A 23,351-nucleotide genomic window follows, 5' to 3' on the forward strand; every position below is an offset into this window, starting at 1 on the left:
GGCCGCCCCCGCGGGTCGGGGCGGCCGCGAGCGGGATTTACCGTGTTCGGCACAAGCCGCCGCAAGCTCGGCGACAGCCCGAACGGAGTAACCATGCTGGTTTGCGATGTGACCGACGACAAGGCCATCGATGCACTCGTTTCAACCATACACGCGCAGACCGGCCGCATCGATCTGCTGGTCAACAATGCCGGCGTCGGCATGTTTGGAGGAGCCGAAGAATCCTCGATCTCGCAGGTGCAGGCGCTGTTCGACGTCAATCTGTTCGGCGTCATGCGCGTGACCAATGCGGTGTTGCCGTCGATGCGGCGGCAGGGCGTAGGACGCATCATAAATATCGGCTCGATCCTGGGATTGGTACCCGCGCCATATTCGGCGCATTACTCCGCGGTCAAGCACGCGCTCGAAGGTTATTCGGAATCGCTCGATCATGAGATTCGTGCCTTCAATATTCGCGTCTCGGTCATCGAGCCGGCATTCGTGCGCACCGTCTTCGACCAGAATGGAATAGAACCGGATTCCGTGCTGAAGGAATACGATCGGGCGCGAGCCGGCTTCAAGGCGTTGCTTGCCGATGTGATGCCCAAAGCCGATCGGCCGGAAGTGGTGGCGGATGTGGTCGTCAAAGCGGCGACCGCCAGCCAGCCGCGCCGGCGCTACACCGCGGGCAAGGCGGCCCGGCAGGTCAGCCTGCTGCGTCGCTTCGCGCCCGCCGGGATGTTCGACAAGACCTTGCGCAAGCAGTTCCGCTTGCCTGCCTGAGCAAACGATTTTCAGAAAGTGACCATGATGAAAGCCTTTGTCGTCGACAAATATCAGAAGAAGGGCGCCCTGCGGCTGGCCGAAATGCCAGAGCCGGATCCGCGGGACGATGATGTCCTGGTCGAGATCCATGCCGCCGCCGTGAACCTCCTGGATGCCAAAGTCCGGGACGGAGAGTTCAAACCCATCCTGCCCTATCGCCCGCCCTTCATTCTGGGCCACGACGTGGCAGGAATCGTCGTGCGGGTCGGATCGAAAGTCCGCGGCTTCAAGCCAGGCGACGAAGTCTATGCCCGGCCGCGCGATGGCCGGATCGGGACATTCGCGCAATCTATAGCCATGAACGAAGCCGACGTGGCCCTGAAGCCAAAAAACCTCAGCATGGAAGAGGCCGCCTCGATCCCGCTCGTCGGCCTGACTGCCTGGCAGGTGCTGGTCGAGAAAGCCAAACTGAGGAAGGGCCAGAAAGTCTTCATCCAGGCCGGTTCCGGCGGTGTGGGGACCTTCGCCATCCAGCTGGCGAAGCATCTTGGCGCGACGGTCGCGACAACAGCGAGCGCGGCGAGCACCGATCTGGTCAAAAGTCTCGGCGCCGATATCGTCGTCGATTACAAGAAGGACGATTTCGAAAACGTCCTGCAGGGCTACGACGTTGTCCTGAACAGCCAGGACGCCAAGACGCTCGAAAAATCGCTGGGCGTTCTCAAGCCGGGCGGCAAGCTGATCTCCATCTCCGGTCCCCCGGATTCCGACTTTGCCAGGAAACAAGGCCTCAACATCGTCCTGAGGCTGATCGTGGGCCTGCTCAGCCGTGGCATACGCCGCAAGGCAAAACGCGCCGGTGTCGACTATTCGTTCCTGTTCATGTGGGCGCAGGGCGACCAGCTGGGCAAGATCACGTCGCTCATCGAATCCGGCGCCGTACGCCCCGTCGTCGATCGGGTCTTCCCATTCGAACAGACCAACGAAGCATTGGCCTATGTCGGGACCGGACGGGCAAAAGGCAAGGTCGTCATCAAGGTCAGATAGAATGGCGCGGCAGCGGCGCGTCACCTGTACCCCGGCACTGTCCGTCATCATCCTTAGCCGGCGTCGCGGCCCACCGGTCCCATCTCGACCTCCCTGAGATAAAACGCCTTGCTCGGCTGCAGGTGGTCGACGCAAAGCTGCGCCAGCACCCAATTGTCGCTGCGCTTCAGCGCCTCGATCATCATCAGATGATGCTGGCGCGAGATTTCGAGCTTGTCCCGGTCGGCCAGCGAATTCGCCCGTACCGGCAGGCTGAGGCGCATATAGTGCTCGATCGAGGACACGAGATAGGCGTTGCCGCAGGCCGAGAACATGGTGAGGTGGAAGCGGTCGTTGGCCTCATGGATGCCTCTGAGGTAGCCGGCGTCGACATGGGTGCTGTAGACGCGGTGGATCTCGATCAGCTCGGCGATCAGCGCCTCGCTCGCCGGCAGCCGGATCATCAGCGCGGCCTGGCGCTGCAGCATCTCGCGCACCTCGTAGATCTGGCGGACTTCCTCGGGGGCGAGCCGGCGCACCGTGGCGCCCTTGTTGCGCTCGCGCGTGGCGACGCCAAGCCTTTCCAGCTGGTAGAGGGCCTGGCGGATGGTGTGGCGCGAGACCGGGAAGCGGGCCAGCAGCACGTCCTCGACCAGCCGCGTGCCGGGCGCCAGCCGGCCAAAGATGATGTCTTCCTCCAGCGCATGGACGATATCGGCTTCCTTGCCGCCATAGTCGACCGTGTTGAGCATCGCGATCCTCTTGCTGGCCCGGCCAAATCGTCATTGGCCCCGACCACTCTAGCGTTCGCGCGCGAGGCTGGCCACAAGCTGGTCGAGGCGCGTGTCATCGAGGCTGACGACGCCGCACATCCGCATCGCGTGGCGCAGGCTGATCCTGCCGACTTGCTGGCGCATGATGACCGGCAGGCAGCCCGGCCCCGCTCCGGTCAGCACGAAGGCCTGGCCGACTAGGACCGGTTCGGAGAAGGGCGCCCACTGCACGGCCACGAATGGGACCTTCGGCCAATATCGCTGCTGGACATGGAAAGGCCCGCCACCGACGCGACTCGTGACGGGCCTTCCGAGTACGCCGGGCTTCCCACCGCCCGGCCATTTGCAAAACCAGCCGGCGGCGCGATCGTTCCATCAGGAAGCGGGCATCTCTGGGAGACGGGCTCACCGACCTTTGCGGGTCACTATTTGTGGATGAGCCATTCTATCAAGCCGGTCTCGGCCAGCTCGCAGCCGGTAAACTCGTGAACCAGGCTTTTGGCCAGATCGCGCCATTGACACTCGGGCACGTTCGCTTGCGAGACCAGATCTCGAAATACAGCGCGCAGAATGTCGGCATCGAACGCTGAGACGGCAACGGGAACCGGGTCTGTAGCTTCCCAGGCTTGACCGTTGTCATCGCGTTGGAAAAGGCGTTTCAGAAGCTCGCGCGATTGCGCGATCGCGCGCCTGGAATGGTCCATTTCGCGGCGAAAGGCGATGTTTCCAGCAATGGAACGATGTCGTAGCAGGAAGCTGGCTTCGATAGCTGCCCGCGCCACGTCTATATGGCTTCCAACCATCGCTACCTCCCTGAGGTTGTTTTTTACGCCTCCGAAGGTGCATCTCAAAGGGGATTCAGCGTACGGTTTGGTACAAAACCCGCCTATGCGGTTGAGCACACCCGCGCGGTTGCTCAATTCCTGTCGGACGGCTTCGAACGCATCCTCGACACCGTCTCGCGCTCGGCGCGTTTGGAGCGCAGCGGCGGCAGGCCACGGTCGATCAGGTCCATGTCCTCCAGCACCATGTCGCCCATGCGTTTGAAGGCGGTGTCGAGGGCGCCGGCGCGATGGGCGGAGCGCAGGAAGCCGGGCAGCGCGCGCACGGGATGGTCGACTGCCAGCGGCTCCTCGGGAAAGACATCGCTGGCGGCAAGGATGTGGCCGCTCTTCACAGCCGCCATCAAGGCGGGGAAATCGACCACGCCGGCACGGCTGAGCAGGATGAAGGCGGCTCCCTTGCGCATCCTGCCAAAAGCATCGGCGCCCAGAAACCCCTGGTTCTCGGAGGTTACCGAGGCGACGACGAAGACGAAGTCGCTTGATGACAGCACCTCGTCCAGCGAGGCCGGCTCGACGCCGTTTTCCCTCAGGATCGACGGCGGCAGCCAGGGGTCGAACACCTTCGTGTGGGTGCGGAAGCCCGACAGCAGGCGGTTGAGGGCGCGGCCGAGATCGCCGAAGCCGATGATGCCGACATCGGCTCCTGAAAGCAGCCGCGCCGTCTGGTTGCCGTCGCCGCCCCACAGTTCCTCGCCTTTGCGGAAAGCAAGGTCGGCATCGACGATGCCGCGGGCAAGGTTGAGCGCCATGGCCAGGCCGAGCTCGGCTACCGGCTCGGCGAAGACTAGGCCCGTCGTGACGACATGGACACCCCGTGCGAACAGTGTTTCGTAGGGCAAGTTGTCGAGGAGGTTGCTCTCGACATTGAAGACGCAGCGCAGCGCCTTCATCGCTTCAAGCGTCCGCGGGGAGATCGGGGGCTGGCCGACGATGTAGCGGGCCTCGGCCAGCACCTGGGCCGGCAGCCGCGCCACGCCGTCGGGCGTCGTCTCGACGATGCGATAATGCGCCTTGAGGCGCGCCAGCTGCGGCGGCGTGAAGATCAGTTCGAGCGTGCGCGGCTCGGGCGCGCTGATCACCAGCGGCAAGGCGGTGTCTGACATTGGCAAGTCCTCCCACGCGCCTTGTGGCGCTTTCTCGATCCTAAATCTATCCCGTGCCGGCGGATTTGAAAGCACGGTAGACCAATTCACCCGGCGCGGGGCGTTTCGAACAATCACCACGGCCGTCCTGGTACGATTGACATTGGCGGCGAAGCCGGTCTTCTCTGCGGTTTCCAACAAGGGGAGATGGCTGGTGAAGAAATACGAGAAGCCAACCTGGCAGAAGCGCGAACGGCTTTCGGCCGTCACTGCTCTCGCTGGACCTTCAGGGTTACCGACCTGAACGCATTCGCCTGCTGAAACAAAGGCGCGATCGACCGATCGCGCCTTTTGCCTTTGCGAACGAGCAGGCCGTCACCCACGCCGCTTCGGCGGTGCGGGCTTCTGTCGCTCGCCGCTTGGCTCCGCGGACAGTCGCTGCTTGCGAAGGCGCTCGGTCTTTGCGTCGCGGGCCTGCCGTTCGGCGTCGAGGATGAGCCGCGACTCGCGATCGGCTCTCTCAAGCTTATGCTTGTCGACCAATCGGGCCACTTTGTCCTCCGGCAGCGTGTCGCATTCCATGAAACCAACGCCGTTCGGCAAGGTTCCGTTGGGTCCGAGCTTTGAGATCGCGTCAGGATTCTGCGTGGTCCGATCGCTCGGCGCGATGACCGGTCTGCCAACTGGTGAGTTGGCGCTCGGCCTCCGATATGGTCACGCTCATCAAGCCGTCAAATTCGGCCATGGCTTCCATATGCCCATGATCAATGATGGATTTGCGAAGAATGCGCATTGCCAGAATAGCATCCTGCAACGCGCGGTCGATATTCTTGACCATGACAGGATCTCCTGCGGGAATAACCTGTCGGCAAGCCGCTTGTTCCCACCGAACGGCACTGGATCTGCTTTTTGAGCGCGATGTCGCTGTCCCGGTGAAGCGCTCCAGCGGTTTCCTTCTCCGGGAGGGGTGGAGCCAGGTTAGAGGTACGGCCCTCAGGACAGAACCACGATGACGATAGAGGGTGGAAAGCCCCCTCACGCCATGCCCGGCTCCCGCCGCATTCCCAAATGGCGCACCTTGCGGCCGATGATCATCAGCCTGCGTGCCGTGTTGTTGCGCAGGCGCCGCGCGCGCCATTCCAGCCCGGTTTCGGTGGTGATCCGCCTGGCATAGACACTCACACGCATGCCGGCCTCATCGGAGGCCAGCTTGACCGGATCGTCATAGAAAGCGGCGATCTTGTCCGCCGCCATGCCTGGCGTTTCCAGCCAGCGTGGAATGTGAACGGAATGGAGCTGATCGACGTCGATCATGACCCGCCCTATGCCGACGCCCGGCGTCGGGCATGTCGTCCAGAACGCGTCACCGATGAAGACGACCCCGTCGCGGCGATGGCCTTGCGTCGTGGTCAGGTTGATCTGCCGGACCTCGACGGGACTTGAGACAGCGAAGTTGCCGCATTGCGCCGATATTTCAGGCATCAATTCGCAAAGCATTTTCTGCGGATTGGCCCGAAAGTCCCTCGTCCATTGTTCGGCCACGGTGCGATAGACGAACATGTTGGCCCGCATCTTGTCGCCGAGAGGAAAGACGGTGATGTAGGCGACGCGGTCGCTGGCCCGCCTGCCGTAGCAGGTGACGGCCTGGTAGCCGCATTCGCGCGGCGGAATGGCGAGGTCGAAACCCATCGACAGCGAATGAGCTTTCGATTGCTCGACCCGCTCGACGCCGATGGCGCGCCGCACCGCTTCGCTGTGACCGGTGGCGACCACCAGCAGGCGAGCCGTGATGACCCTGCCGTCGTTCAGCACAAGGCGCTGCCGGTCCGGTCCGGTCGAGACCTCGGCGACCTTGCCGACCGTTATCGGCACTTGCGGGGGAAGGGCATCGCGCAGCCCGTTGATCAACGCTCCATAGGAAAATGCGTATTCGGGCCTGCGCTCACGCGCGAACAACTGGCCAAGGCGGAAGACATGAATGTCGTCAAACGGCGTGACGAGCCGCATGATCGTTTTGTCGAGGCCGAGCTTCTCGAACAGCCGTATCTGATCGGTACCGATTTTTTCGGCCCGGAACTCGTCGTGATGAACGCGGTGCGGATCGATCAGTGCCACCTTGCGGCCGGCTTTTGCCAACACGGTTGCCAGCGTGGTGCCGGCCATTCCGGCGCCAACGATCGCCACGTCGACTTCGATGGGGTCAGCGTCGGCGGGGGTGATTTCGCTGCCCTTCATGCTGGTCATCTTCTGTCTCCACAATCCGTGGTGGAAAATATCTTCCGGACCATAATCAACCTCAAGCAACCAGCGCGGGTGGCCGGTAGTAACAAACGTTTAGGTTAACCACCGCCACCTCTTTTCCAGCGCGGCGCGATCGCCGAGCCGTCGATGAACTCCAGGCCGCCCGCCTCGTTGAGCGTGTGCAGCTTACGCCCACTCCATAGCGCGCCGGGGGTTAAGATCGTCTCGACACGCTGCTCCATGCCGTTCAAATCAAGGTGAGTGACGCGTGCGATGCCAAGGGCGCCGCCGTAGCTCCTGCGGCAGTCCTGTACCGGACGCAGCAACTGGCCGTCACGTTCGACCATGCGTCCGGCCGGCCGCGCCGAGGCGATGTCGATCAGCACCGGATTCCTGGGATGCGGCGTCCAGGGGCCGCGAAAGTCAGGCGCCGACCACAGATGCAGCGCGTCCGAGAAGGCGCCGCCGCCGTCCCGGGCGCTGCCTTCACCGTCCCGGACGGTGGCGAACAGCCACCACGAGCCGCCATGCTCGACCAAGGTGGCGTCGCTGGCGACGATGTCGGACAGCAGCGTCGCTTCCTTGACCCATCCGCCCGGGAAGGCCGTGGCGCGGTAGAGATCCACCGTCCGTTTGGCGCAGCTTTCCGGCACCATCCAAACCTCGCCATCACGCTCGAAGACGAAGGGGTAGGAGAGATGGTAGGGCAGATCGAGCACCGGCTCCGGACGGCCGATCGGCCCCGACGGACCAAACGGCACGGCGGAAATGATGGCTCGGCCCAGGCGGTGGATATAGTCCTCGACGAACAGGGTTACCTGTCCCTGATGAAGGATCGGGAACGGATCGGCGTAGAAGCGGCTGCCGTCGTCGGGCAATTCTCGCCAGCCAGAGGCCGGATGCGCGCGCAGGTCGAACAGATCCCGCCCGCCGGTCTGGCGCCAGCCGACCTTCCAGTGCGGGGCGTTGTAGCAGAGATGGTAGATCTTCTGGACGACGCGGCGCGCCAATGCCTTGCCCGCCCTGACGCCGAGCTTGCCGGCCGAGGGCAGCGATGGCGGCCCCCTGCCGTCCTCCGGCTCGGGCAGGGCGGGCAGGGCGCCCCCCGCCGCGCCCGTCACCGCCGCCAGGATCAGGCTTGCCGTGCGCGCCAGCATGTCTTGGAACGAGGCGAGCGCGATGCCGCCATATTCGGTGCCCAGGCGTCCTTCGGCGACGACGGCGCCGTTCTCCTCGATGCAGGCCCGCGGGGTCCGGCCATCGAGGATCGACGCCAGCAGGGCCGCTTCGCCGCCGGCGCCGTCATAGGTCACATGCCAGACGCGTGTTCCTTCCATTCGCACATCGCCGCAGAGGTCGAGCACGAGGTCGGGCGCGGCGGCGGGCTGCGTGCGGTAGGGTGCCAGCGCCGACAACGGCAGGCGCTTGGCCAGTCCGTCCGCGGGCAAGCCATGGATGACCGTTTCAAGCTGGAACAGTGCCGCGACGCTGCCTGGAATGCCGCTCCCGGCTGGGCGTGCGTCGACGCTGACCGCGACCTCGGCGAGCGCGGCCAGGCGCTGCAGCAGCAGCAGGTGAAAGGCACGGAGGCAGTCGCTGTCCAGGCGCAGGCTCACCTGCATGTCGCACCCCTAGAATTCTGATATTCGGTATTGGCCGGTGTTCGATTTTTAGGCACGATCGGTGGGCGACGGTCGGACTGGAGGAAGATGTTGCTCCATTCCATTCGTTTCCCGCTCGCTCGCGCCCTGTCAACACGGCCCATGCCTCTGCTACGCAAACTCCGTGCCAAAAATCAGAAGAGCTCCCAACATAATTAACAGTGTTTTAACAGTTGGAGTAATAGCTAAGCTTAAGCCGCAATTTAAGCTTTTGGGGCACATGGAGTGTTGTCGGAGCGACCTTTGCAATCATCCCTGCTCTCGTTGCCGCAACAACACGCTCCAGAGGTGATGCAATATGCGCCGGAGCCACCGCCGGCCGCGTCCTATCCGTCCTCGACCGTCGAGCTGGGTGACCTGAAGCGCATTCTGGTGCGCCGCCGTTTCCTGATCCTCGCCACCGCCGCGCTGCTGACCCTCGGGGCGCTGCTCTATGGACTGTTCACGCCGGCGCTTTACAGCTCGGTGGCGGAGATCATCGTCGATCCGCAGGACCTGCAGGTGGTCACCAACGACGTCAATCCGAGCCGCGTTCCGCCTGATGGCGGCATCACCATGGTGGAAAGCCAGGTTGCCGTCGTCCAGTCGAGCGGCGTGCTGCTCAGGGCAATCGCGGCGACCAACCTGACCGAGGACCCGGAATTCAACGGGCAGGGCGGGTTGTTGAGCCGCCTGCTCGGCGGCGTGCTGGGCTCGGGCTCGGCCGAAACCGACAAGGCGGGCAAGACGCTCGATGCGCTGCGCCGGCGGCTTGCGGTCAAGCGGGCCGACAAGGTGCTGGTCCTCGACGTGATCGTTACCGCCAAGAGCGCCGACAAGGCGGCGAAGCTCGCCAATGCCATCGCGCAGGCTTACCTGGCGGATCAGGCGAGCGCGCGCGCGAAGATGGCCACGGATGCTTCCGACTCGATCACAGCGCGGCTGGACGAGCAGCGCAAGCGCGTCCAGCGGGCCGAGAATGCGGTCGAGGCCTACAGGTCGGCCAACAACATGGTCATGGCCGCCGGCAATCTGGTCAGCGACCAGGAACTGACCGAGATCAACACGCAGCTCGCCGCCGCGCAGAGCCGCACCGCGACGCTGAAGGCGCAGGTCGACCAGTTGCACCGGTCCGGCGGCGCGCCGGACGCGACCTCGGAAGCGATGCGCTCGGCGGTGATTTCGAGCCTGCGGGCGCAGGAGGCGACACTTGTCGACCAGGTTTCGCAGCTCGGCACGGAGCTCGGGCCGCGCCATCCTTCGATGATGGCGGCCCAGCAGCAATTGCGCGACACGCGCGCGCTCATCGCGCGCGAACTCGGTCGTATCGCCGCCGCCGCCGAAACCGACTACGAGCGCGCGCTGGCCAACCAGCAGGCGCTGGAAGCGAAGGTCGCGGGCATGAAGAGCAAGTCGCTCGACACCGACCAGGCCTCGGTCAAGCTGCGCGAACTGCAACGCGATCTCGAGGCGGTGCGCTCCGTCTATGCCACCTATCTGCAACGGGCGCAGGAAACGCGCGAGCAGGTCAATGTCGACAGCACCAATGCGCGCATCATCTCGGACGCCATGCCGGCCCTGAAGAAGAGCTGGCCGCCGCTGTTGCTGCTGGTGTTCGGCGCGTTCTTCGGCGGGCTGGGGCTCGGCACCGGCATGGCGCTGATCGCGGAATATTCATCGCCGACGGTGCTTTCCAGCGCGCAGATGCAATCGGCCATCGACGCGCCCGTGGTGGGCGTGCTGCCAGCAAAATCAGCGCGCCGCCGCTGGTGGCCTTTCGGCGGCGCCGCCGCGCCGGCCGGACAGAAGATGGACGCCGTCGCCGGCCTGGCGTTGAGACGCCTGTTCTCCTCCAGCCGGCGTCCGCCGAACTGGCCACTGGTACCGTCGATCCTGGTGACGTCGGCGCCAGAGGACGCCGCGCAGCGGGGCCGGGTGGCGCGCCTGCTGGCCAACGCGGCGGCTGCCAGGGGCAGCCGTGTCCTGTTCATCGACACCAACAATACCGGCGGCAGCCAGAAGGAGCCGCAGCCAGGTCTCCTCGACGTGCTGCGCGGCGAATACGCCTTCGAAGCGCTCAGCCAATACGCGCCCGGCAGCAACGTCGCGCTTCTGGGCAAGGGTCGGCCGAAGGCTGCTTTTTCCGAGGCGCAGGGCGTCTATTTCACACAGCATATGCTGGCCCAGGCGAGCCGCAATTTCGAACTCGTCGTCGTCGACGGCGGCGCGCTGGCCGACAATCTCAACGCCTCACCGCTGGTCGCCATGGTCGACGAGATTGTGCTCGTCGCCACGCTGAACGCGACGCCGATGCGCGACGTCACGGCGGCCTCGCAAGCCATTTCGGTCATGGGGCGGTTGCCGACCGGCGCCTTGCTGGTCGACGAGGCGGCCTGACATGGCTGCCATCCGGGGCGCCGCCCGGTCCGCCACCCCGGCGGCCGGCTGGGCCGGCCAGGGTCAAGCCCCGACCGCGCCCCGCACCGGCAATTCCGTGGACTGGGTGACCGGCTACGGCCTTGTGGCGGTGGTGGCGCTGCTGTTCAGCATTTCGGGTGGCATGCTGTGGCTGGTGGGCTACAATTACGACGGCCTGACGGGCAATCCGGCGACCAAGATCCATCCTTCCACCTATCTGCTCGTGCTGATGTTTGCCTGGCGCGCCTGCACGTTCGGCAACCCGGTAGGCTATACGCTGGCCATCGCCGACAGGCGGCCTGCCAGCGCGCTGCTGGCCGTCATGTCGATCATGCTGCTGGTCGTCGTCATCGTCAGGCAGCGCCCCGGCATGGCCGGCATGATCGACACGTTCGTGGCGGCGGCGCTGCTGGTGATGATGCTGGCCGAGGCCGACGAAAAGACGTTCGCCCGCATGCAAACCGTGGTGCACGCGGTGATGACGGTCAACGCGCTGCTGGCGCTGTTCGAGTTCGCCACCAAGACGCTGGTCTTCCCCTACCGGCTCGACGGCGAGGTGTTCATGAACGACCTGCGCTCGACGGCGCTCCAGGGCCATCCGCTGTCCAACGCCACGATCACCTCGATCTATGTGCTGGCGCTGCTCTCCGGTTCGAAATCCCTGTCCATGCCGCTGCGGCTCGGGCTGATCGGCCTGCAATGCGCGGCGCTGGTCGCATTTGGCGGGCGCTCGGCGATGGTGACGACGATCGCGCTCGGCGGCATCTATCTGCTTTTCAGTGGCGTGGCTTATCTGCGGCGAGGACGCATCAGCCTGCCGGGTGCCGCCCTTGCCGTCATGCTCGCCTCGCTGCTGCCGGTCGTGGTGGTCATGCTGTTCTCCTACGGCTTCTTCGACGCGCTGCTGGAGCGCTTCGTGTCGGACAGCGGCAGCGCCAATGCCCGCGTCGAAATGTTCGAGTTGTTCAAGCATTTCGAACTGCGCGACCTGATCGTGGGGCCCGACATCGATCTCATCGAAAGCCTGCGCCGCATCAACGGCCTCGAACAGGGTATCGAGAACCCGATCATCCGCCTGCTCCTTTATCAGGGCGCCTTCTTCACCCTGCTGTTGTTTTTCGGCTTCGCGCTGTTCATGCACGAAGTGGCACGCCGCTGCCATCCCGGCATCTGGCTGCCGATGCTGGGCTGGCTGATCCTGCTCAACACCTCCGAAAGCCTGGCGTCCAAGACGACGCTGATGACCAAGTTCGTGGTGATCGCGCTGGTGCTTTACAGGCCGGTGAAGGTGGCGGGGCGTCCGGGCGCACAAGGGGTGCCGAGGTAGCGCTGCTCTACGGCGACAAGGAACTCGGCCGCATTTGGAAGGCGGTTATTCCGGCATCCTCAACCCGAGTGCATCCACCATCGCCGGGTCGAGCGAGCGGGTTTTGTCGTCCATCATGCCCATGCCGTCGAACAGGTCCCAGAAGGCCCAGGGGAAGCCGGATGCCTCGGCGCTCTGCCTGACATCGGCGATGTAGCGGGCGCGGTCGGGATTGGGGGCGGCGACGTAGCGGGCGTCGGTGCGCAGCGCGCCGAATTCGCCCATGATGACGCGCGTCGGGGCGATGCCGTGGCTGTCGGCCCAATCGCGCGCCTGGCCGATATATTTGTCGACGAACCAGCGATCTGGCCTGGCGTCGAAATAGACCTTCAGCACGCGTTCGGTTTCGGCATAGGCGGCCTGCTTGTCCGCTTCCGAGGTTTCGGTGTCCCCGGCCATGCGGGCCCTGACCGAGGCCAGCGTCCGTTCGAGCGAACCGGCGGAGGCTGGCCATGGCACGTTGTTGAGCGCGCGGTAGACCGGCTCGCGCATCCAGGGTGCGCCCTGATGGCTGAACAGATAGGGTTCGTAGAAATGGAAGGTGAACAGGATCGGCTCGAAGGCCGCCAGCGGTTCCGGATCGAGCGCGGCAAGCCCGCTCACCATCGAGCCGCAGCCGCCGGTGACGACCAACGGCAACGTCTGGGATGACGCCCTGGCCGCCGCCAGGAGGGCCGCCTGGACGTTCGACCAGACGTTGGAGGAGCAGGATTGCGGCGGTTCGTTGACCGGCTCCAGCGCCACCGACGGGAACCGCTGCAGCCTGCCGGCAAGCGTGCCGACCAGCGCGCGATAGGCTTCGAATTCGGGGGCGGCGGTGCTGGAGACCATGCGGTCGGGATTCCAGTAATGGGTGGCGCCGTTGGCCTGCACGTTGACGATGATGCCGAGATCCGCATCGATGACTGCCGCGACGGCATCGTCCAGCATCGCCAGCAATTTTGTGCGCGTGGCAGCATCGGCGGCCAGGAACGGGCCGGGATCGACCGGCAGGCGGACGAAGTCGAGCCCGGTCCGGCGCAGCCGGCGAAGGTCGTCCGGTGTCGGCACCGGCCGCTGCGACTGGAAGGGCGGCCAGTCATAGTCGGTGCGCGGCGCGGGAAACTCACGCGTCAGCGCGAACCAGGGCCAGGCGTTGACGCCGCGGTGAAAACGCCATTCGCCGGTGGCGGCCAGCGCGGGCGATGCGGACGAGAGTGCTGCCGTGGCGGGCACCAGCGCCGTCGACAGCGCGGTCCTCAGCAGCCGCCGTCGCGACCAGCCCGTCATACGGCGCCGGGCGAGGGACGGTCGACCGGCTGGGCTGCGGCGGCGCTCACGCCCAGAAGCCGGCAGGCTTCGGTTTCATAGGCAAGCAGGACATCGTCCCAGCGGAAAGCTTCGTTGGCGCGGGCTCTCGCGGCCGCGCCGCAGGTCCTGACCAACGCGTCATCCTCCATCGCCTGCCGCATCCGCTCGGCGCAACTCTGCCGGTCGGTGAAATAGATGGCGGCCGCGCCGGCGGTCCATCTGTTATAGGGGTTGTCGTGAGCGATCACCATGTTGCCGGCGGCCAGCGCCTCGACCAGCGACGGGTTGGTGCCGCCGACGGTGTGGCCATGCAGATAGGCGCGCGCGTGAAAACGCAGCGCCTTCACCGCCGCCTGGTCGTAGATGGCGCCGGGCAGCACCACCGAGGCGTTCGCCGCCTTGCGGACGGCGGCATGGTAAGGGATATCGGGGGAAAGCGTGCCCAGCACCACCAGCTTCATGTCGCGCTTCTGGCTGCAGAAGGCCTCGACCATGGGCAGGATGTTGTTGTCGGGCTCGATGCGCGCGATCGAGATCAGGTAGTTGCCAGGCTCAAGGCCGAGCGCGCGCACCGGCGCCTCCGGGGCCGATGTCACCGGGTCGGCGCCATAGGTGATGGTGGCGATGGCGCTGCGCGGCCGGCGCGTCGCCAGGTGATCCGCGATCACCGGATGGTCGGCGACCAGGCGGTGCGAGGCCCAGGCGCCGATCCATTCGTTTAGCCAGAACCATGTGCGCGCAGCCATACCCCATTTTGGCCGGCGCCACTCGATGCCGTCCATGTTGGTGATGATCTTGCGCCGCATCAGCCTCAGCCAGGTCAGGAAGACCGCGCCATTATAGCCGAGCACCAGGCAGATGCCGGGCCGCCGGGCGCCGTCGAGCACGCACTGCCAGTCGAATTCCAGCGTCGCGCGGGGACCTTTCGAGGCGACCTGGACATGGATGAGATCGATGCCGTTCCAGGTGTCGACACGCACCCTTTGGTCGACCCGCTCGACCTCCTCCTGGCAATAGACGCCGACCTTCCAGCCGCGCCCGGCAAGAAACAGCGCCAGCCTCTCGGCGAAGGTTTCAAAGCCACCATGGGCCGCTGGAATGCCGCGCGTCCCGAGGATCAGGATGGTGGGCATTTCAGGTTTCATGGCTGCTGGCGCTTTCAAGTCCGCTCGATTCCGCAATGCGCGGCCGTCCCTCTGGAAACACAGCCCAGCGAATATCCGTGCCAGACTCAGTTCCAGCCATCATCGCACCGGGGTGTAAAATATTTCTTCCAGCGGCCGGAGTTGTTTCACTATCGGTCAACTATCCCAGCGTATGTGTATCGAAACAAGGCAATGCCGCGACCGGGCGACCTGCAGACGGAGAAATCAGGGCCGGCATGATCCTTGCTCATGGACTTCTGTGCGCCACACCGGCGGAGGACGTGCAGCATTTGGTATGGTGATCCGGGTTCTACATCCGCTCGTCACCATGCCGGCAACAAGTGAAGTCCAAAGGGGTGTTGGGCTTGAAGTCTCCAGTCGCCTGTTCTGTCAGGCGGCGGGATCGTCAAACTACCCCTGGCAGAAAGATGCATGGGAATATGCGGATTGCATGCGTCCATCAGGGCTATGAACTCTATGGTTCCGATCGCAGCTTCGCGGAGAGCGTCGCCGCGTTGCGCGCCGCGTTTCCTTCAGCCGATATCGAGGTCGTCCTGCCGCGCAGCGGACCGATCGTGCGGATCCTCGAACCGCATGCGACCCGGATCGTCTTCGAGCCGCTCTGGGTGCTGAGGCGCCAGGCGATTGCGCGCCTTGCCACCATCGAGATGGCGCGGCTGCCGGTCGCGGTGCTGAGGGCCTGGCGGCGGCTCCGGGATTGCGATCTCACCTATGTCAACACCTCGATCGTGGCCGACTATGCGCTTGCCGCGCGCCTGCTGCCGCACAAGGCCGTGCTGCACATCCACGAAATTCCCGAAGGCGCCATGCGCAGGATCCTAGTCGGCCTGATGCACTGGAGCCATGCCGATCTCATCTTCAACTCGCGCGCCACACGCGCCGCGTTCGGCGAGCCCAGATACGCGCGCTCCCATGTGGTCTATAACGGCGTTGCCGGCCCGGCCGCGGCCGAAGCGACGACCTATGACGGCAAGCGGCCGCTCAAGGTGCTGCTGCTTGGCCGCATCAACAGGATCAAGGGCCAGGAAGTGCTTTTGGAGGCGATCGCCTCGTTGCCGGCGGAACTCAAGTCGAGGATCGAGGTGCGGCTGGTCGGCGGCGCCTTCGAAAGTACCGAGCGCGAACGTGCGCTCGCCGAACTGGTCGGCAGCATGGGGCTCGGCGGACGCGTCAGCGTGCTGCCCTTCATCCCCGATCCCGCCGAGCATTATCGCTGGGCCGATACCGTCACCGTTCCCTCGCGGCGTCCCGAATCGCTCGGCCGCGTCGCCATCGAGGCGATGGCCTACGGCCGGCCGCCGCTGGTGTCGGCGATCGGCGGGCTGGTCGAGGTGGTGAGCGATGGTGAGACCGGCTGGCATGTTCCGCCCGGCGATGCCGCCGCCCTTGCAGCCAAACTCGAGGAGATCATCCTGCGGCCCGAGGCCTGGCGCTCCTTTGTCGCTGCCGGGCGGGCGCGCTACGAGGCGGTCTTCAGCGAACCGGTCGCGGCGGCGGCGATCGCGGCGATAGCCGCCGACAAGCTGAAGACAGCCATCGCCAGGCCGGGGCGGACGGCAACCGCCCGCCAGGCGGAGACACGGCCGTGAAACTTCCTGGCCATCTGGTGCGGCGTCTCGTGCTGATGATCGGCGGCGAGGCGATGCAGAGCGGCTTCCACTTCGCCCTCAACATCGCGCTGCTGCATATGCTTTCGGCGCAAGGCTACGGCCTCTTTGCCATCGGCATGGTGATGGGCGGCGTCGGCCTGTCCTACATCAGGTCGCTCACCGCCGTTCCGGCCTCGATATGGATGGGCAAGAGCACCAACAGCGCCGGCGTCGATGCCTATGACGTTGCCTTCGGGACGGCGGCGCTGGTTGTTGCCTTGCTGATGGCCGTCGGCACGGCGATCGTGATGCGTCTCTTGGGCGACCCCAGCGGAATTGCCGCGGGCTGTTTCGTCGGCGCATGGTCGCTGCGCAGCCACATGCGCACGGCCTTCTTCGCGCGCCGCCAGCAGGTGATCGTTTCCGTCAGCGATGCCGCCTTCACGATCGCCGGCACGGTCATGGCCGGCCTGGCGATCTGGCTGGCCAAGGACGCGCTGCAGACTGTGTTCTATGCGCTCGCGGCGGCCAATGTGTTTGGCATCTTCGTCCTGGTCAGGCTGGCGCGCCGCACGATGCGCATCAGCTTCCGCATGCCGACACGGCGGCGCTATGCGAGGCTGTGGTCCCAGCTCTGCTGGTCGGCATTCAGCGCCACCACCACCAACATCCAGGGGCAATGCCTGGCGCTGCTGGTCGCGGGGATTGCCGGGCCGGCCGCCTATGCGCCGCTGGCGGCGGTGCTGGTGCTGTTCGCGCCGCTGCGCATCAGCAGTCTTGCCTTCGTGAACATGACGCAGCCCGAACTCGCCAAGCTGATGCGCAACAACGAAACGCGCCGTGTCTGGGCGCAGGCAAAGCTGTGGGCCGTTGTCATGGGCCTTGGCGCGGTTGTCTATGGATGCGCCATCCTGTTCGTCCTGCCGATGATAAAGTCCCAGGCTCTCCAGGACGCATCGGTGGGATTCATCGGGTTTTTCGTGATCGCGAATTTCGTTCCGATCATGCTCTACATCATGCCCCGCATCGTGCTCGAGATAATGGGTGACTTCCGCATCGTCGCCTTCATCACCCTGGGCGGCGCCATCGTCGGGCTGGCGTTGATCGCCATCCTGCTGTCGATCGCCTCCCCGCCATGGGCGCTGCTGGGTTCGGCGGTGTCCGAGATCTTCGTGCTCGTGGCATCATGGTATTTCGTGCATCATCGCATGTGGAACATCGAACACCCGGACCAGCAGCGCGACAGCCGCCTGGGCTCCTGGCGACGGGCGGTTTCGTTCGCCGCGGTCAAGCGATAGGAGAAGGATGTGACAGGCCACGCAGTGCAAATTGCCGCGATGACCGACTTGCCTGGCGGGCAGGTCTCGCATCCTACCTCCGTCGCGGCGAACGACGCCTATACGGCAAAACTGCACACCAGCCTCGAGGCGGTCAGGCCACTCTGGCTGCGCCTCCAGGAAAGCGGTGTGTGCACCGGACACCAGAATTACGCCTGGGCGGAAGGGATCGCCACGCGGCTGCTGCCGGAAGGCGCCGAACTCCTCATCGTCGAGGTGGGCGACGCCACGACTGGCGAACCCAGGATGCTGGTGCCGCTGATGCGGCGCAGGGCCTTCCATCATTGGGTGGTCGAATGGTTGAGCTGTGGCGTCTGCGACTATTCGGCACCGCTGCTGGCCGATGCCAGCCCGTGGACGCGACAATCCGCGCAGGCTGCGTGGGCGGCGGTGCGCTCGGCGCTGCCGCCGGCGGACCGCGTCCACATCGTGGGGATTCCCCGACAGATTCAGGGCGTCGCCAATCCGCTGGCCTTGCTGTCGGCCACACGCGATTCCATCCAGACCACTTTCGGCCTCGCCATCGACGGCGATCCCGAAACAGTGCTCAAGCGTCTCTGCAGGCCATCCTTCGTCAAGGAATTCGGCAAGGACTGGCGCCGACTCGAACGGCTTAGCAGCGTGGAACTGGTCGAGGCCGGGGCGCCGGCCGAGGTTGACCGTATCTTCGGCGAACTGGTGCGGATGCGGCTCGACCGCTTTCGCGAGCTTGGTCGCTTCGATCTGCTGACCCAGGAGAACATCGTCGAATTTTACCGGAACGCGGCTGTTCAGGGCCTGTTGGACGGTTCGGTGCGGCTTTTCGGGCTGCTCGTCGGCGAGGCTCTGATCGCGGTTCAATATCTGCTCGTGCATCAAGGGACTGTTCATGCTCTGCTGATAGCAATGGACCAGGGCGTCGTGCCCAATGTCTCGCCGGGGCTTGCAATCATGGGCAGGTTGATCGGCTGGGCGCGCGAACGAGGCTTTGGATATTTCGACCTGTCGGTCGGCAACCAGAGCTACAAGGAACATATGGGCGCCAAGGGTTCGGTATTGGTCGAACTCTGCCATGGGTTCACGATGCGGGGCAGTGTGGCGACCACCGCCATCGAGTTCCGCAGGCGGGTCGAGGCTTTCGTACGCTCCAGCCCAAGGCTGCTCAACGCGGTCCAGGGAACAATGCGGGGTTTTCGGCGCTTGCGTGGATAATGCCCATGCGCCCCAGAACGAATGGGAGAGGCATGTGGCAAGCCAGGCAGTGCGGTTGGTCGCGACAGCGAATGCACCGGTTCAACCGATTTCGCCGGTTAGAGCAGGCATGGGCGCCACCGCGCGCTATACGGCGCGGCTGCACACGAGCTTCGACACCGTAAGGCGGCTCTGGCAGCGTCTTGAGGAGACTGGTTTGTGCACCGGCCACCAGGGCCTTGCCTGGGTGGAAGGGATCGCCGGGCGGCTGATGCCCAAAAGCGCCGAGCTGCTCGTCGTCGAGGTCAATGATGCCGCCACGGGCGTGCATGTCATGCTGCTGCCGCTGATGCGGCGCCGGGCGCTCGGCCACTCCGTGATCGAATGGCTGAGCTGCGGCGTGTGCGATTATTCGGCGCCGCTGCTGGCCGATGCCAGGCCTTGGACCAGGCAAAACGCCGACGCCGCCTGGGCCGCGGTCCGCGCCGTGCTGCCGCCGGCCGACCGCATCCATATTGCGGGGATTCCGCGGGAAATCCACGGCGTGGCCAATCCGCTGGCGCTGCTTTCGGCGGCGCGCGACTCCATTCAGATCGCCTCGGGTCTGGTCATGGATGGCGAGCCGGAGACGCTGGTCAAGCGTATCTGCAAATCCTCCTTCACCAAGAATTTCAACAAGCACTGCCGCCGCTTCGAACAACTCGGAGGCCTCGCACTGGTCGAAGCCGAGACGCCTGAGATGATCGAGGAGCAGTTCGGCAGGCTGCTCGACCTCAGGCTCAACCGCTTTCGCGAACTCGGGCGCTTCGACCTTTTGACGCAGGCGCCGATCGTGGAGTTCTACCGCAACGCCGCGCTGCAGGGGCTTTCCGACGGCTCGGTGCGGCTGTTCGGGCTGCGCGTCGGCCAGGCCTATCTCGCTGTCATGTACGTGCTGGTCATGAAGGGCACCTTGCACGCCCTGCTGCTCGGGATCGACCAGGACGCGGTGGCCAACGTCGCGCCGGGCCTGACGATGATCGGCAAGCTGATGGTGTGGGCACGGGCGCAAGGGCTCGGCTATTTCGACCTCTCGGTCGGCGGACAGGGATACAAGCAGCATATCGGCGCCTCGAACTCGGTGCTGGCCGAACTGTGCGAGGCGATGACGCTGAAGGGCAGGGGCTCGACCGCCTATATCAGGCTGCGCTGCAAGGCCGAGCTGTTCGTGCGCTCCAAGCCGCGGCTTTACAAGGCCGTGCAGGGCGTGATGCGCCGTTTCCGGCGGTTGAAGACCTGAAGGATGCCGCCCGCGAAATTGACAGGCGCGCGTGTCTCCGCCATCCTTGGGGCCAGTCGCCGGGCCGCCAAAAGCGGCCGAGTTCCGTGTCAGGCGACCGAGGGCGAAGCGCATGTCCACTGCCGTGAACGGCCAGAACTCCAAGCGCGCCGCGGTGCGCAAGGCACTTGACCGCCACAAGGTCTACGTCACCGCGCAGCGTTTCTCAGGCGGCACCTACAGTGCGCGCGTGCTGGTCGACGGCGAGGCCTACTGGGTGGATGAGTTCCGGCTGAGCCAGTTGCAGCAGGGTTTGTCGCCGGCCGAGCTGGAGCTGACGCCGGCGACGGACGACTGAGACCACGTGATAAATCGCGAGCGGTGCCAAGATAGCGCCCCACGGCGCGAAGGAACGAGGCGGTTGTTGGTTTCCGCCAGGCTCGGCTTTTGACATGCCGCCCGCCAAGCTCGGATCCTATCGCGCCAAGCGCGAATTCTCGAAGACGCCGGAGCCGGCCGGCGGGCTGATGACGGGGGGCGGCAACCGCTTCGTCATCCATAAGCATCACGCCACGGCGGACCACTACGATCTGCGCCTGCAGGTCGGCGATGTCTTGAAAAGCTGGGCGGTGCCGCGCGGGCCCTCGCTCAACCCAGCCGACAAAAGGCTGGCGGTGGAGACCGAGGACCATCCGCTCGAATACATCGATTTCGAGGGCGTCATTCCCGAAGGCGAATATGGCGGCGGGCCGATGATCGTCTGGGACACCGGCAGCTGGGCGCCGATGGACGATGTCGACAAAAGCCTGCGCACCGGCGCCTTCAAGTTCCGGCTGGCCGGCGAAAAGCTCAATGGCGGCTGGATGTTGACCCGGCTGAAGCCAAAGCCCGGCGAAGACGAGAACAAGAAGAACTGGCTGCTGTTCAAGGAGCGCGACCTCGCCGCCGACACGGGGCTGAATATCCTCGAAGCGCGGCCGGAAAGCGTGAAATCCGGCCTGCGCATCGAGGAGCTGGCAGCGCCACCTAGCCCGGCCGCGAAGTCCGCGCCAAAGCCCGGTTCGCTGAAGCCGGGCGACCTGCCGGGCGCGGCCAAGGCGCCGGCGCTGAGCCGCATCGAGCCGCAACTGGCAACACAGGTGCCGAAGCCGCCGGGCGGCGAAAGCCTTGCCGAGAATACGAACGAGCCCTGGCTGCACGAGATCAAATTCGACGGCTACCGTACCATGGCGCATATCTCCGACGGGGAGGTGCGGCTGATCACGCGCGGTGGCATCGACTGGACGAGACGCTATGGCGACTTGCCACATGCGTTCGCCAAGCTGCCGTGCCGCGAGGCGATCGTCGATGGCGAGATCGTCGTGCTCGATGCCAAGGGCATTTCCCGCTTTGCGCTGTTGCAGGACGCGCTGGCAGCGGGCGCCGGCAGCAAGCTGCATTTCTACGCCTTCGACCTGTTGCATCTCGAGGGCTGGGATCTGATGAAGGTGCCGCTCATCCGGCGCAAGGCGCTGTTGGCCGAACTGCTTGGCGGGCTTGGCGCCAACTCCGCGATCCAGTTCTCCGACCATGTCGAGGGTTCCGGGCAAGCGCTTTACGACCAGGTGACGGAACTCGGCCTGGAGGGCGTGGTCTCCAAGCGCGCCACCGCGATCTATCAGAGCGGCCGCACCAAGAGCTGGACCAAGACCAAGGCACTCGAAAAGGACGATTTCGTCATCGCCGGCTACACCATTTCGGACGCGGCCGAGGGGCTGGCCGCGCTCGGCATGGCCGAGTGGGTGGACGGCGAACTGCACTATCGCGGCAAGGTCGGCACCGGCTTCGATGCCGGGACCGCGGCCGACCTGCTGGCCCGGCTTGGGCCGCTCACATCCGGCGCCACGCCGCCGGAAGGCGTGCCGCGCGAAATCATGCGCGAGATGCATTGGGTCAAGCCGCTGTTTTCGGCGCGCATCCACTACGCCAATCGAACCGCGGACAATTCGTTGCGCCACGGTGTGTTCCGGGGCCTCAGGGATGTCGGCCTGTCGACGCCGGTCTCCTCGACGCGCAAGCGCCTGATCGCCGAAGCCGATCTCGCCACCATCTGGGTGACAAACCCGACGCGGCGGCTGTTCGGCAAGACCGGCCCGACCAAGCTCGACATCGCCGTCTATTACGCGCTGGTCGGCGACTTCATGCTGCCGCACATCCTTGGCCGCCCGGTGTCGCTGGTGCGCTGCCCGACCGGCCTGCCCAAGGACTGCTTCTTCCAGCGTCATGCGTTCACCGGCATGCCGCCTTCGGTGGTGACGTTCCAGGCGACCAATTCCGAGGGCGAGACCAAGTCCTATCTCTCGGTCGAGGGCGCGAAAGGATACCTGGCGCTGGCGCAGTTCGGCGTCGTCGAGTTCCACACCTGGGGCACGCATCGCTCGAGCCTCGACAAGCCCGACCAGATCGTCCTCGACCTCGACCCGGGCGAGGGGATTTCCTGGCGCGAGGTGGTGGAGGCCGCCGTGCACATCAAGGGCGAGCTGGAGGGGCTTGGCCTGGTGCCGTTCGCAAAAACCTCCGGCGGCAGCGGTATCCACATCACCGTGCCGGTGACGCAAAAGCAGAACTGGAAGAAGCTGCATCAGGCAACCAGCGCCATATCAACGCATCTAGCGGCCACCGCGCCCGACACCTTCACCACCACAATGGGCAAGGAAAACCGCAAGCGGCGCATCTTCATCGACTATCACCGCAACGCGCGTGGCCACACCTCGGCCGCGCCCTATTCGCTGCGCGCCCGCACCAACCTGCCGGCCTCGACACCGGTGAGCTGGGCCGATCTGGAGGCGATCGATGCACCGCAGGATTTAAATTATGCGTCGCTGCCGGGGTTGCTGGAGACGTCGGGCGATCCGTGGGCTGAGATCGACGACTTCGCCAGGGATCTGCCGGTGGTCTCGGGAAAGGTAAACGGGCTTTGAGGCGCCCTTCGACGACCAGGGCTCCTGAACCTCGTCATCCTAGGGCGAAGCAGGAGCGAAGCTCCGTCGCGAAGACCCTAGGATCCATGCCGCGACCGTTGTTGTAGAATGCACCTGTTCAGATGACCGGATACGTCTACATGACCGCGAGCCAGAAGCGTGGCACAATCTATATCGGTGGCACCAATGACCTCGGTCGCCGTATGCCAGAACACAAGTCGGGCCAAGGCTCGCGTTTCACCAGCCAATACGGCGTGCAACGGCTGGTCTGGTATGAGGAATATTTCGACATTACCGATGCAATCCAGCGCGAGAAGTCACTTAAGCGCTGGCCGCGCCTATGGAAAGTTGAACTGATCGAGAAGGCCAATCCAGACTGGTTCGAACTCTTTCGCGGGACTGGATGGTGAGCTTTCCTTCACCGCGGCAACGCTTGTAGGTCACGG

Annotated in this window: 20 protein-coding genes; 11 read left to right on the forward strand and 9 right to left on the reverse strand. The window is 64.9% G+C overall.

What is annotated here, in order from left to right; all coding sequences use genetic code 11:
- The coding region (locus tag LB555_RS22530) for an oxidoreductase (RefSeq protein WP_224683805.1) at positions 1 to 762 on the forward strand (762 nt) is incomplete at its 5' end.
- Between the two features lie 27 nt (positions 763 to 789).
- On the forward strand, positions 790 to 1,791 hold the full coding sequence (locus tag LB555_RS22535) for an NADP-dependent oxidoreductase (protein ID WP_224683906.1): 1,002 nt from the start codon (positions 790 to 792) through the stop codon (positions 1,789 to 1,791).
- Between the two features lie 53 nt (positions 1,792 to 1,844).
- Here LB555_RS22535 and LB555_RS22540 read toward each other — a convergent pair whose 3' ends face one another.
- From LB555_RS22540 to LB555_RS22570, 7 genes are all read right to left on the reverse strand, one after another.
- A complete protein-coding gene (locus LB555_RS22540) occupies positions 1,845 to 2,522 on the reverse strand; it encodes a GntR family transcriptional regulator (protein WP_015316829.1) in 678 nt (225 codons plus the stop codon).
- 48 nt (positions 2,523 to 2,570) lie between these two features.
- Positions 2,571 to 2,780 carry a hypothetical protein gene (locus LB555_RS22545; RefSeq protein ID WP_224622569.1) on the reverse strand — a complete coding sequence of 70 codons (210 nt, stop codon included), beginning with the start codon at positions 2,778 to 2,780 and terminating at the stop codon, positions 2,571 to 2,573.
- Between the two features lie 188 nt (positions 2,781 to 2,968).
- Entirely contained in the window at positions 2,969 to 3,346 is a 378-nt protein-coding gene (locus LB555_RS22550; protein ID WP_140876466.1) for a hypothetical protein, read from the reverse strand.
- Positions 3,347 to 3,459: 113 nt separating this feature from the next.
- Positions 3,460 to 4,491 (reverse strand): hydroxyacid dehydrogenase, encoded by a 1,032-nt coding sequence (locus LB555_RS22555; RefSeq protein ID WP_224683806.1) that lies wholly within the window; start codon positions 4,489 to 4,491, stop codon positions 3,460 to 3,462.
- Positions 4,492 to 5,104: 613 nt separating this feature from the next.
- Positions 5,105 to 5,308, reverse strand: a complete 204-nt coding sequence (locus tag LB555_RS22560) for a hypothetical protein (protein ID WP_140617918.1) — start codon at positions 5,306 to 5,308, stop codon at positions 5,105 to 5,107.
- Positions 5,309 to 5,505: 197 nt separating this feature from the next.
- A complete protein-coding gene (locus tag LB555_RS22565) occupies positions 5,506 to 6,714 on the reverse strand; it encodes an FAD-dependent oxidoreductase (protein ID WP_181166486.1) in 1,209 nt (402 codons plus the stop codon).
- 95 nt (positions 6,715 to 6,809) lie between these two features.
- Entirely contained in the window at positions 6,810 to 8,333 is a 1,524-nt protein-coding gene (locus tag LB555_RS22570; protein WP_224683807.1) for a formyl transferase, read from the reverse strand.
- Positions 8,334 to 8,615: 282 nt separating this feature from the next.
- Between LB555_RS22570 and LB555_RS22575 the strand changes: the two genes are divergently transcribed.
- Together LB555_RS22575 and LB555_RS22580 are read left to right on the forward strand one after the other, a co-directional pair.
- A complete protein-coding gene (locus tag LB555_RS22575) occupies positions 8,616 to 10,748 on the forward strand; it encodes a GumC family protein (protein ID WP_224683808.1) in 2,133 nt (710 codons plus the stop codon).
- Position 10,749: 1 nt separating this feature from the next.
- Entirely contained in the window at positions 10,750 to 12,096 is a 1,347-nt protein-coding gene (locus LB555_RS22580; protein ID WP_224683809.1) for a VpsF family polysaccharide biosynthesis protein, read from the forward strand.
- Positions 12,097 to 12,141: 45 nt separating this feature from the next.
- Here the strand turns inward: LB555_RS22580 and LB555_RS22585 are convergent, their stop codons facing one another.
- A complete protein-coding gene (locus tag LB555_RS22585) occupies positions 12,142 to 13,404 on the reverse strand; it encodes a glycoside hydrolase family 5 protein (RefSeq protein ID WP_224683810.1) in 1,263 nt (420 codons plus the stop codon).
- A complete protein-coding gene (locus LB555_RS22590; RefSeq protein ID WP_224683811.1) occupies positions 13,401 to 14,570 on the reverse strand; it encodes a DUF1972 domain-containing protein in 1,170 nt (389 codons plus the stop codon). Before LB555_RS22590 ends, LB555_RS22585 begins: the two co-directional genes overlap by 4 nt.
- 440 nt (positions 14,571 to 15,010) lie before the next feature.
- Here LB555_RS22590 and LB555_RS22595 point away from each other — a divergent pair, with 440 nt between their 5' ends.
- The 7 genes from LB555_RS22595 to LB555_RS22625 all read left to right on the forward strand — a co-directional run bounded on the left by LB555_RS22595 (position 15,011) and on the right by LB555_RS22625 (position 23,315).
- Positions 15,011 to 16,180 (forward strand): glycosyltransferase family 4 protein, encoded by a 1,170-nt coding sequence (locus tag LB555_RS22595; protein WP_224683812.1) that lies wholly within the window; start codon positions 15,011 to 15,013, stop codon positions 16,178 to 16,180.
- Positions 16,177 to 17,478, forward strand: a complete 1,302-nt coding sequence (locus LB555_RS22600) for a hypothetical protein (RefSeq protein WP_015316841.1) — start codon at positions 16,177 to 16,179, stop codon at positions 17,476 to 17,478. Before LB555_RS22595 ends, LB555_RS22600 begins: the two co-directional genes overlap by 4 nt.
- 9 nt (positions 17,479 to 17,487) lie before the next feature.
- Positions 17,488 to 18,708 carry a GNAT family N-acetyltransferase gene (locus LB555_RS22605; RefSeq protein WP_224683813.1) on the forward strand — a complete coding sequence of 407 codons (1,221 nt, stop codon included), beginning with the start codon at positions 17,488 to 17,490 and terminating at the stop codon, positions 18,706 to 18,708.
- A 34-nt stretch (positions 18,709 to 18,742) separates the two neighbouring features.
- Positions 18,743 to 19,966: a GNAT family N-acetyltransferase gene (locus LB555_RS22610; RefSeq protein WP_411970786.1), complete on the forward strand. Its 1,224-nt coding sequence runs from the start codon at positions 18,743 to 18,745 to the stop codon at positions 19,964 to 19,966.
- Positions 19,967 to 20,078: 112 nt separating this feature from the next.
- Positions 20,079 to 20,303 carry a hypothetical protein gene (locus tag LB555_RS22615; protein ID WP_015316844.1) on the forward strand — a complete coding sequence of 75 codons (225 nt, stop codon included), beginning with the start codon at positions 20,079 to 20,081 and terminating at the stop codon, positions 20,301 to 20,303.
- A 94-nt stretch (positions 20,304 to 20,397) separates the two neighbouring features.
- A complete protein-coding gene (gene ligD, locus LB555_RS22620; protein WP_224683815.1) occupies positions 20,398 to 22,905 on the forward strand; it encodes a DNA ligase D in 2,508 nt (835 codons plus the stop codon).
- 122 nt (positions 22,906 to 23,027) lie between these two features.
- Positions 23,028 to 23,315 carry a GIY-YIG nuclease family protein gene (locus LB555_RS22625; RefSeq protein WP_140716453.1) on the forward strand — a complete coding sequence of 96 codons (288 nt, stop codon included), beginning with the start codon at positions 23,028 to 23,030 and terminating at the stop codon, positions 23,313 to 23,315.
- The last annotated feature ends 36 nt before the right edge of the window (positions 23,316 to 23,351 follow it).

This window comes from Mesorhizobium sp. BR-1-1-10 (genome assembly GCF_020165595.1).
GTDB classification, from domain to species: Bacteria; Pseudomonadota; Alphaproteobacteria; order Rhizobiales; family Rhizobiaceae; genus Mesorhizobium; species Mesorhizobium australicum.

What these genes read in the sequence shown, in the direction of transcription:
- LB555_RS22535 (WP_224683906.1), top strand. Translation starts at nt 790, where the DNA reads ATGAAAGCCTTTGTCGTCGACAAATATCAGAAGAAGGGCGCCCTGCGG.
- LB555_RS22540 (WP_015316829.1), bottom strand. Translation starts at nt 2,522, where the DNA reads ATGCTCAACACGGTCGACTATGGCGGCAAGGAAGCCGATATCGTCCAT.
- LB555_RS22550 (WP_140876466.1), bottom strand. Translation starts at nt 3,346, where the DNA reads ATGGTTGGAAGCCATATAGACGTGGCGCGGGCAGCTATCGAAGCCAGC.
- LB555_RS22555 (WP_224683806.1), bottom strand. Translation starts at nt 4,491, where the DNA reads ATGTCAGACACCGCCTTGCCGCTGGTGATCAGCGCGCCCGAGCCGCGC.
- LB555_RS22560 (WP_140617918.1), bottom strand. Translation starts at nt 5,308, where the DNA reads ATGGTCAAGAATATCGACCGCGCGTTGCAGGATGCTATTCTGGCAATG.
- LB555_RS22565 (WP_181166486.1), bottom strand. Translation starts at nt 6,714, where the DNA reads ATGACCAGCATGAAGGGCAGCGAAATCACCCCCGCCGACGCTGACCCC.
- LB555_RS22570 (WP_224683807.1), bottom strand. Translation starts at nt 8,333, where the DNA reads ATGCAGGTGAGCCTGCGCCTGGACAGCGACTGCCTCCGTGCCTTTCAC.
- LB555_RS22580 (WP_224683809.1), top strand. Translation starts at nt 10,750, where the DNA reads ATGGCTGCCATCCGGGGCGCCGCCCGGTCCGCCACCCCGGCGGCCGGC.
- LB555_RS22585 (WP_224683810.1), bottom strand. Translation starts at nt 13,404, where the DNA reads ATGACGGGCTGGTCGCGACGGCGGCTGCTGAGGACCGCGCTGTCGACG.
- LB555_RS22590 (WP_224683811.1), bottom strand. Translation starts at nt 14,570, where the DNA reads ATGAAACCTGAAATGCCCACCATCCTGATCCTCGGGACGCGCGGCATT.
- LB555_RS22595 (WP_224683812.1), top strand. Translation starts at nt 15,011, where the DNA reads ATGCGGATTGCATGCGTCCATCAGGGCTATGAACTCTATGGTTCCGAT.
- LB555_RS22615 (WP_015316844.1), top strand. Translation starts at nt 20,079, where the DNA reads ATGTCCACTGCCGTGAACGGCCAGAACTCCAAGCGCGCCGCGGTGCGC.
- ligD (WP_224683815.1), top strand. Translation starts at nt 20,398, where the DNA reads ATGCCGCCCGCCAAGCTCGGATCCTATCGCGCCAAGCGCGAATTCTCG.
- LB555_RS22625 (WP_140716453.1), top strand. Translation starts at nt 23,028, where the DNA reads ATGACCGGATACGTCTACATGACCGCGAGCCAGAAGCGTGGCACAATC.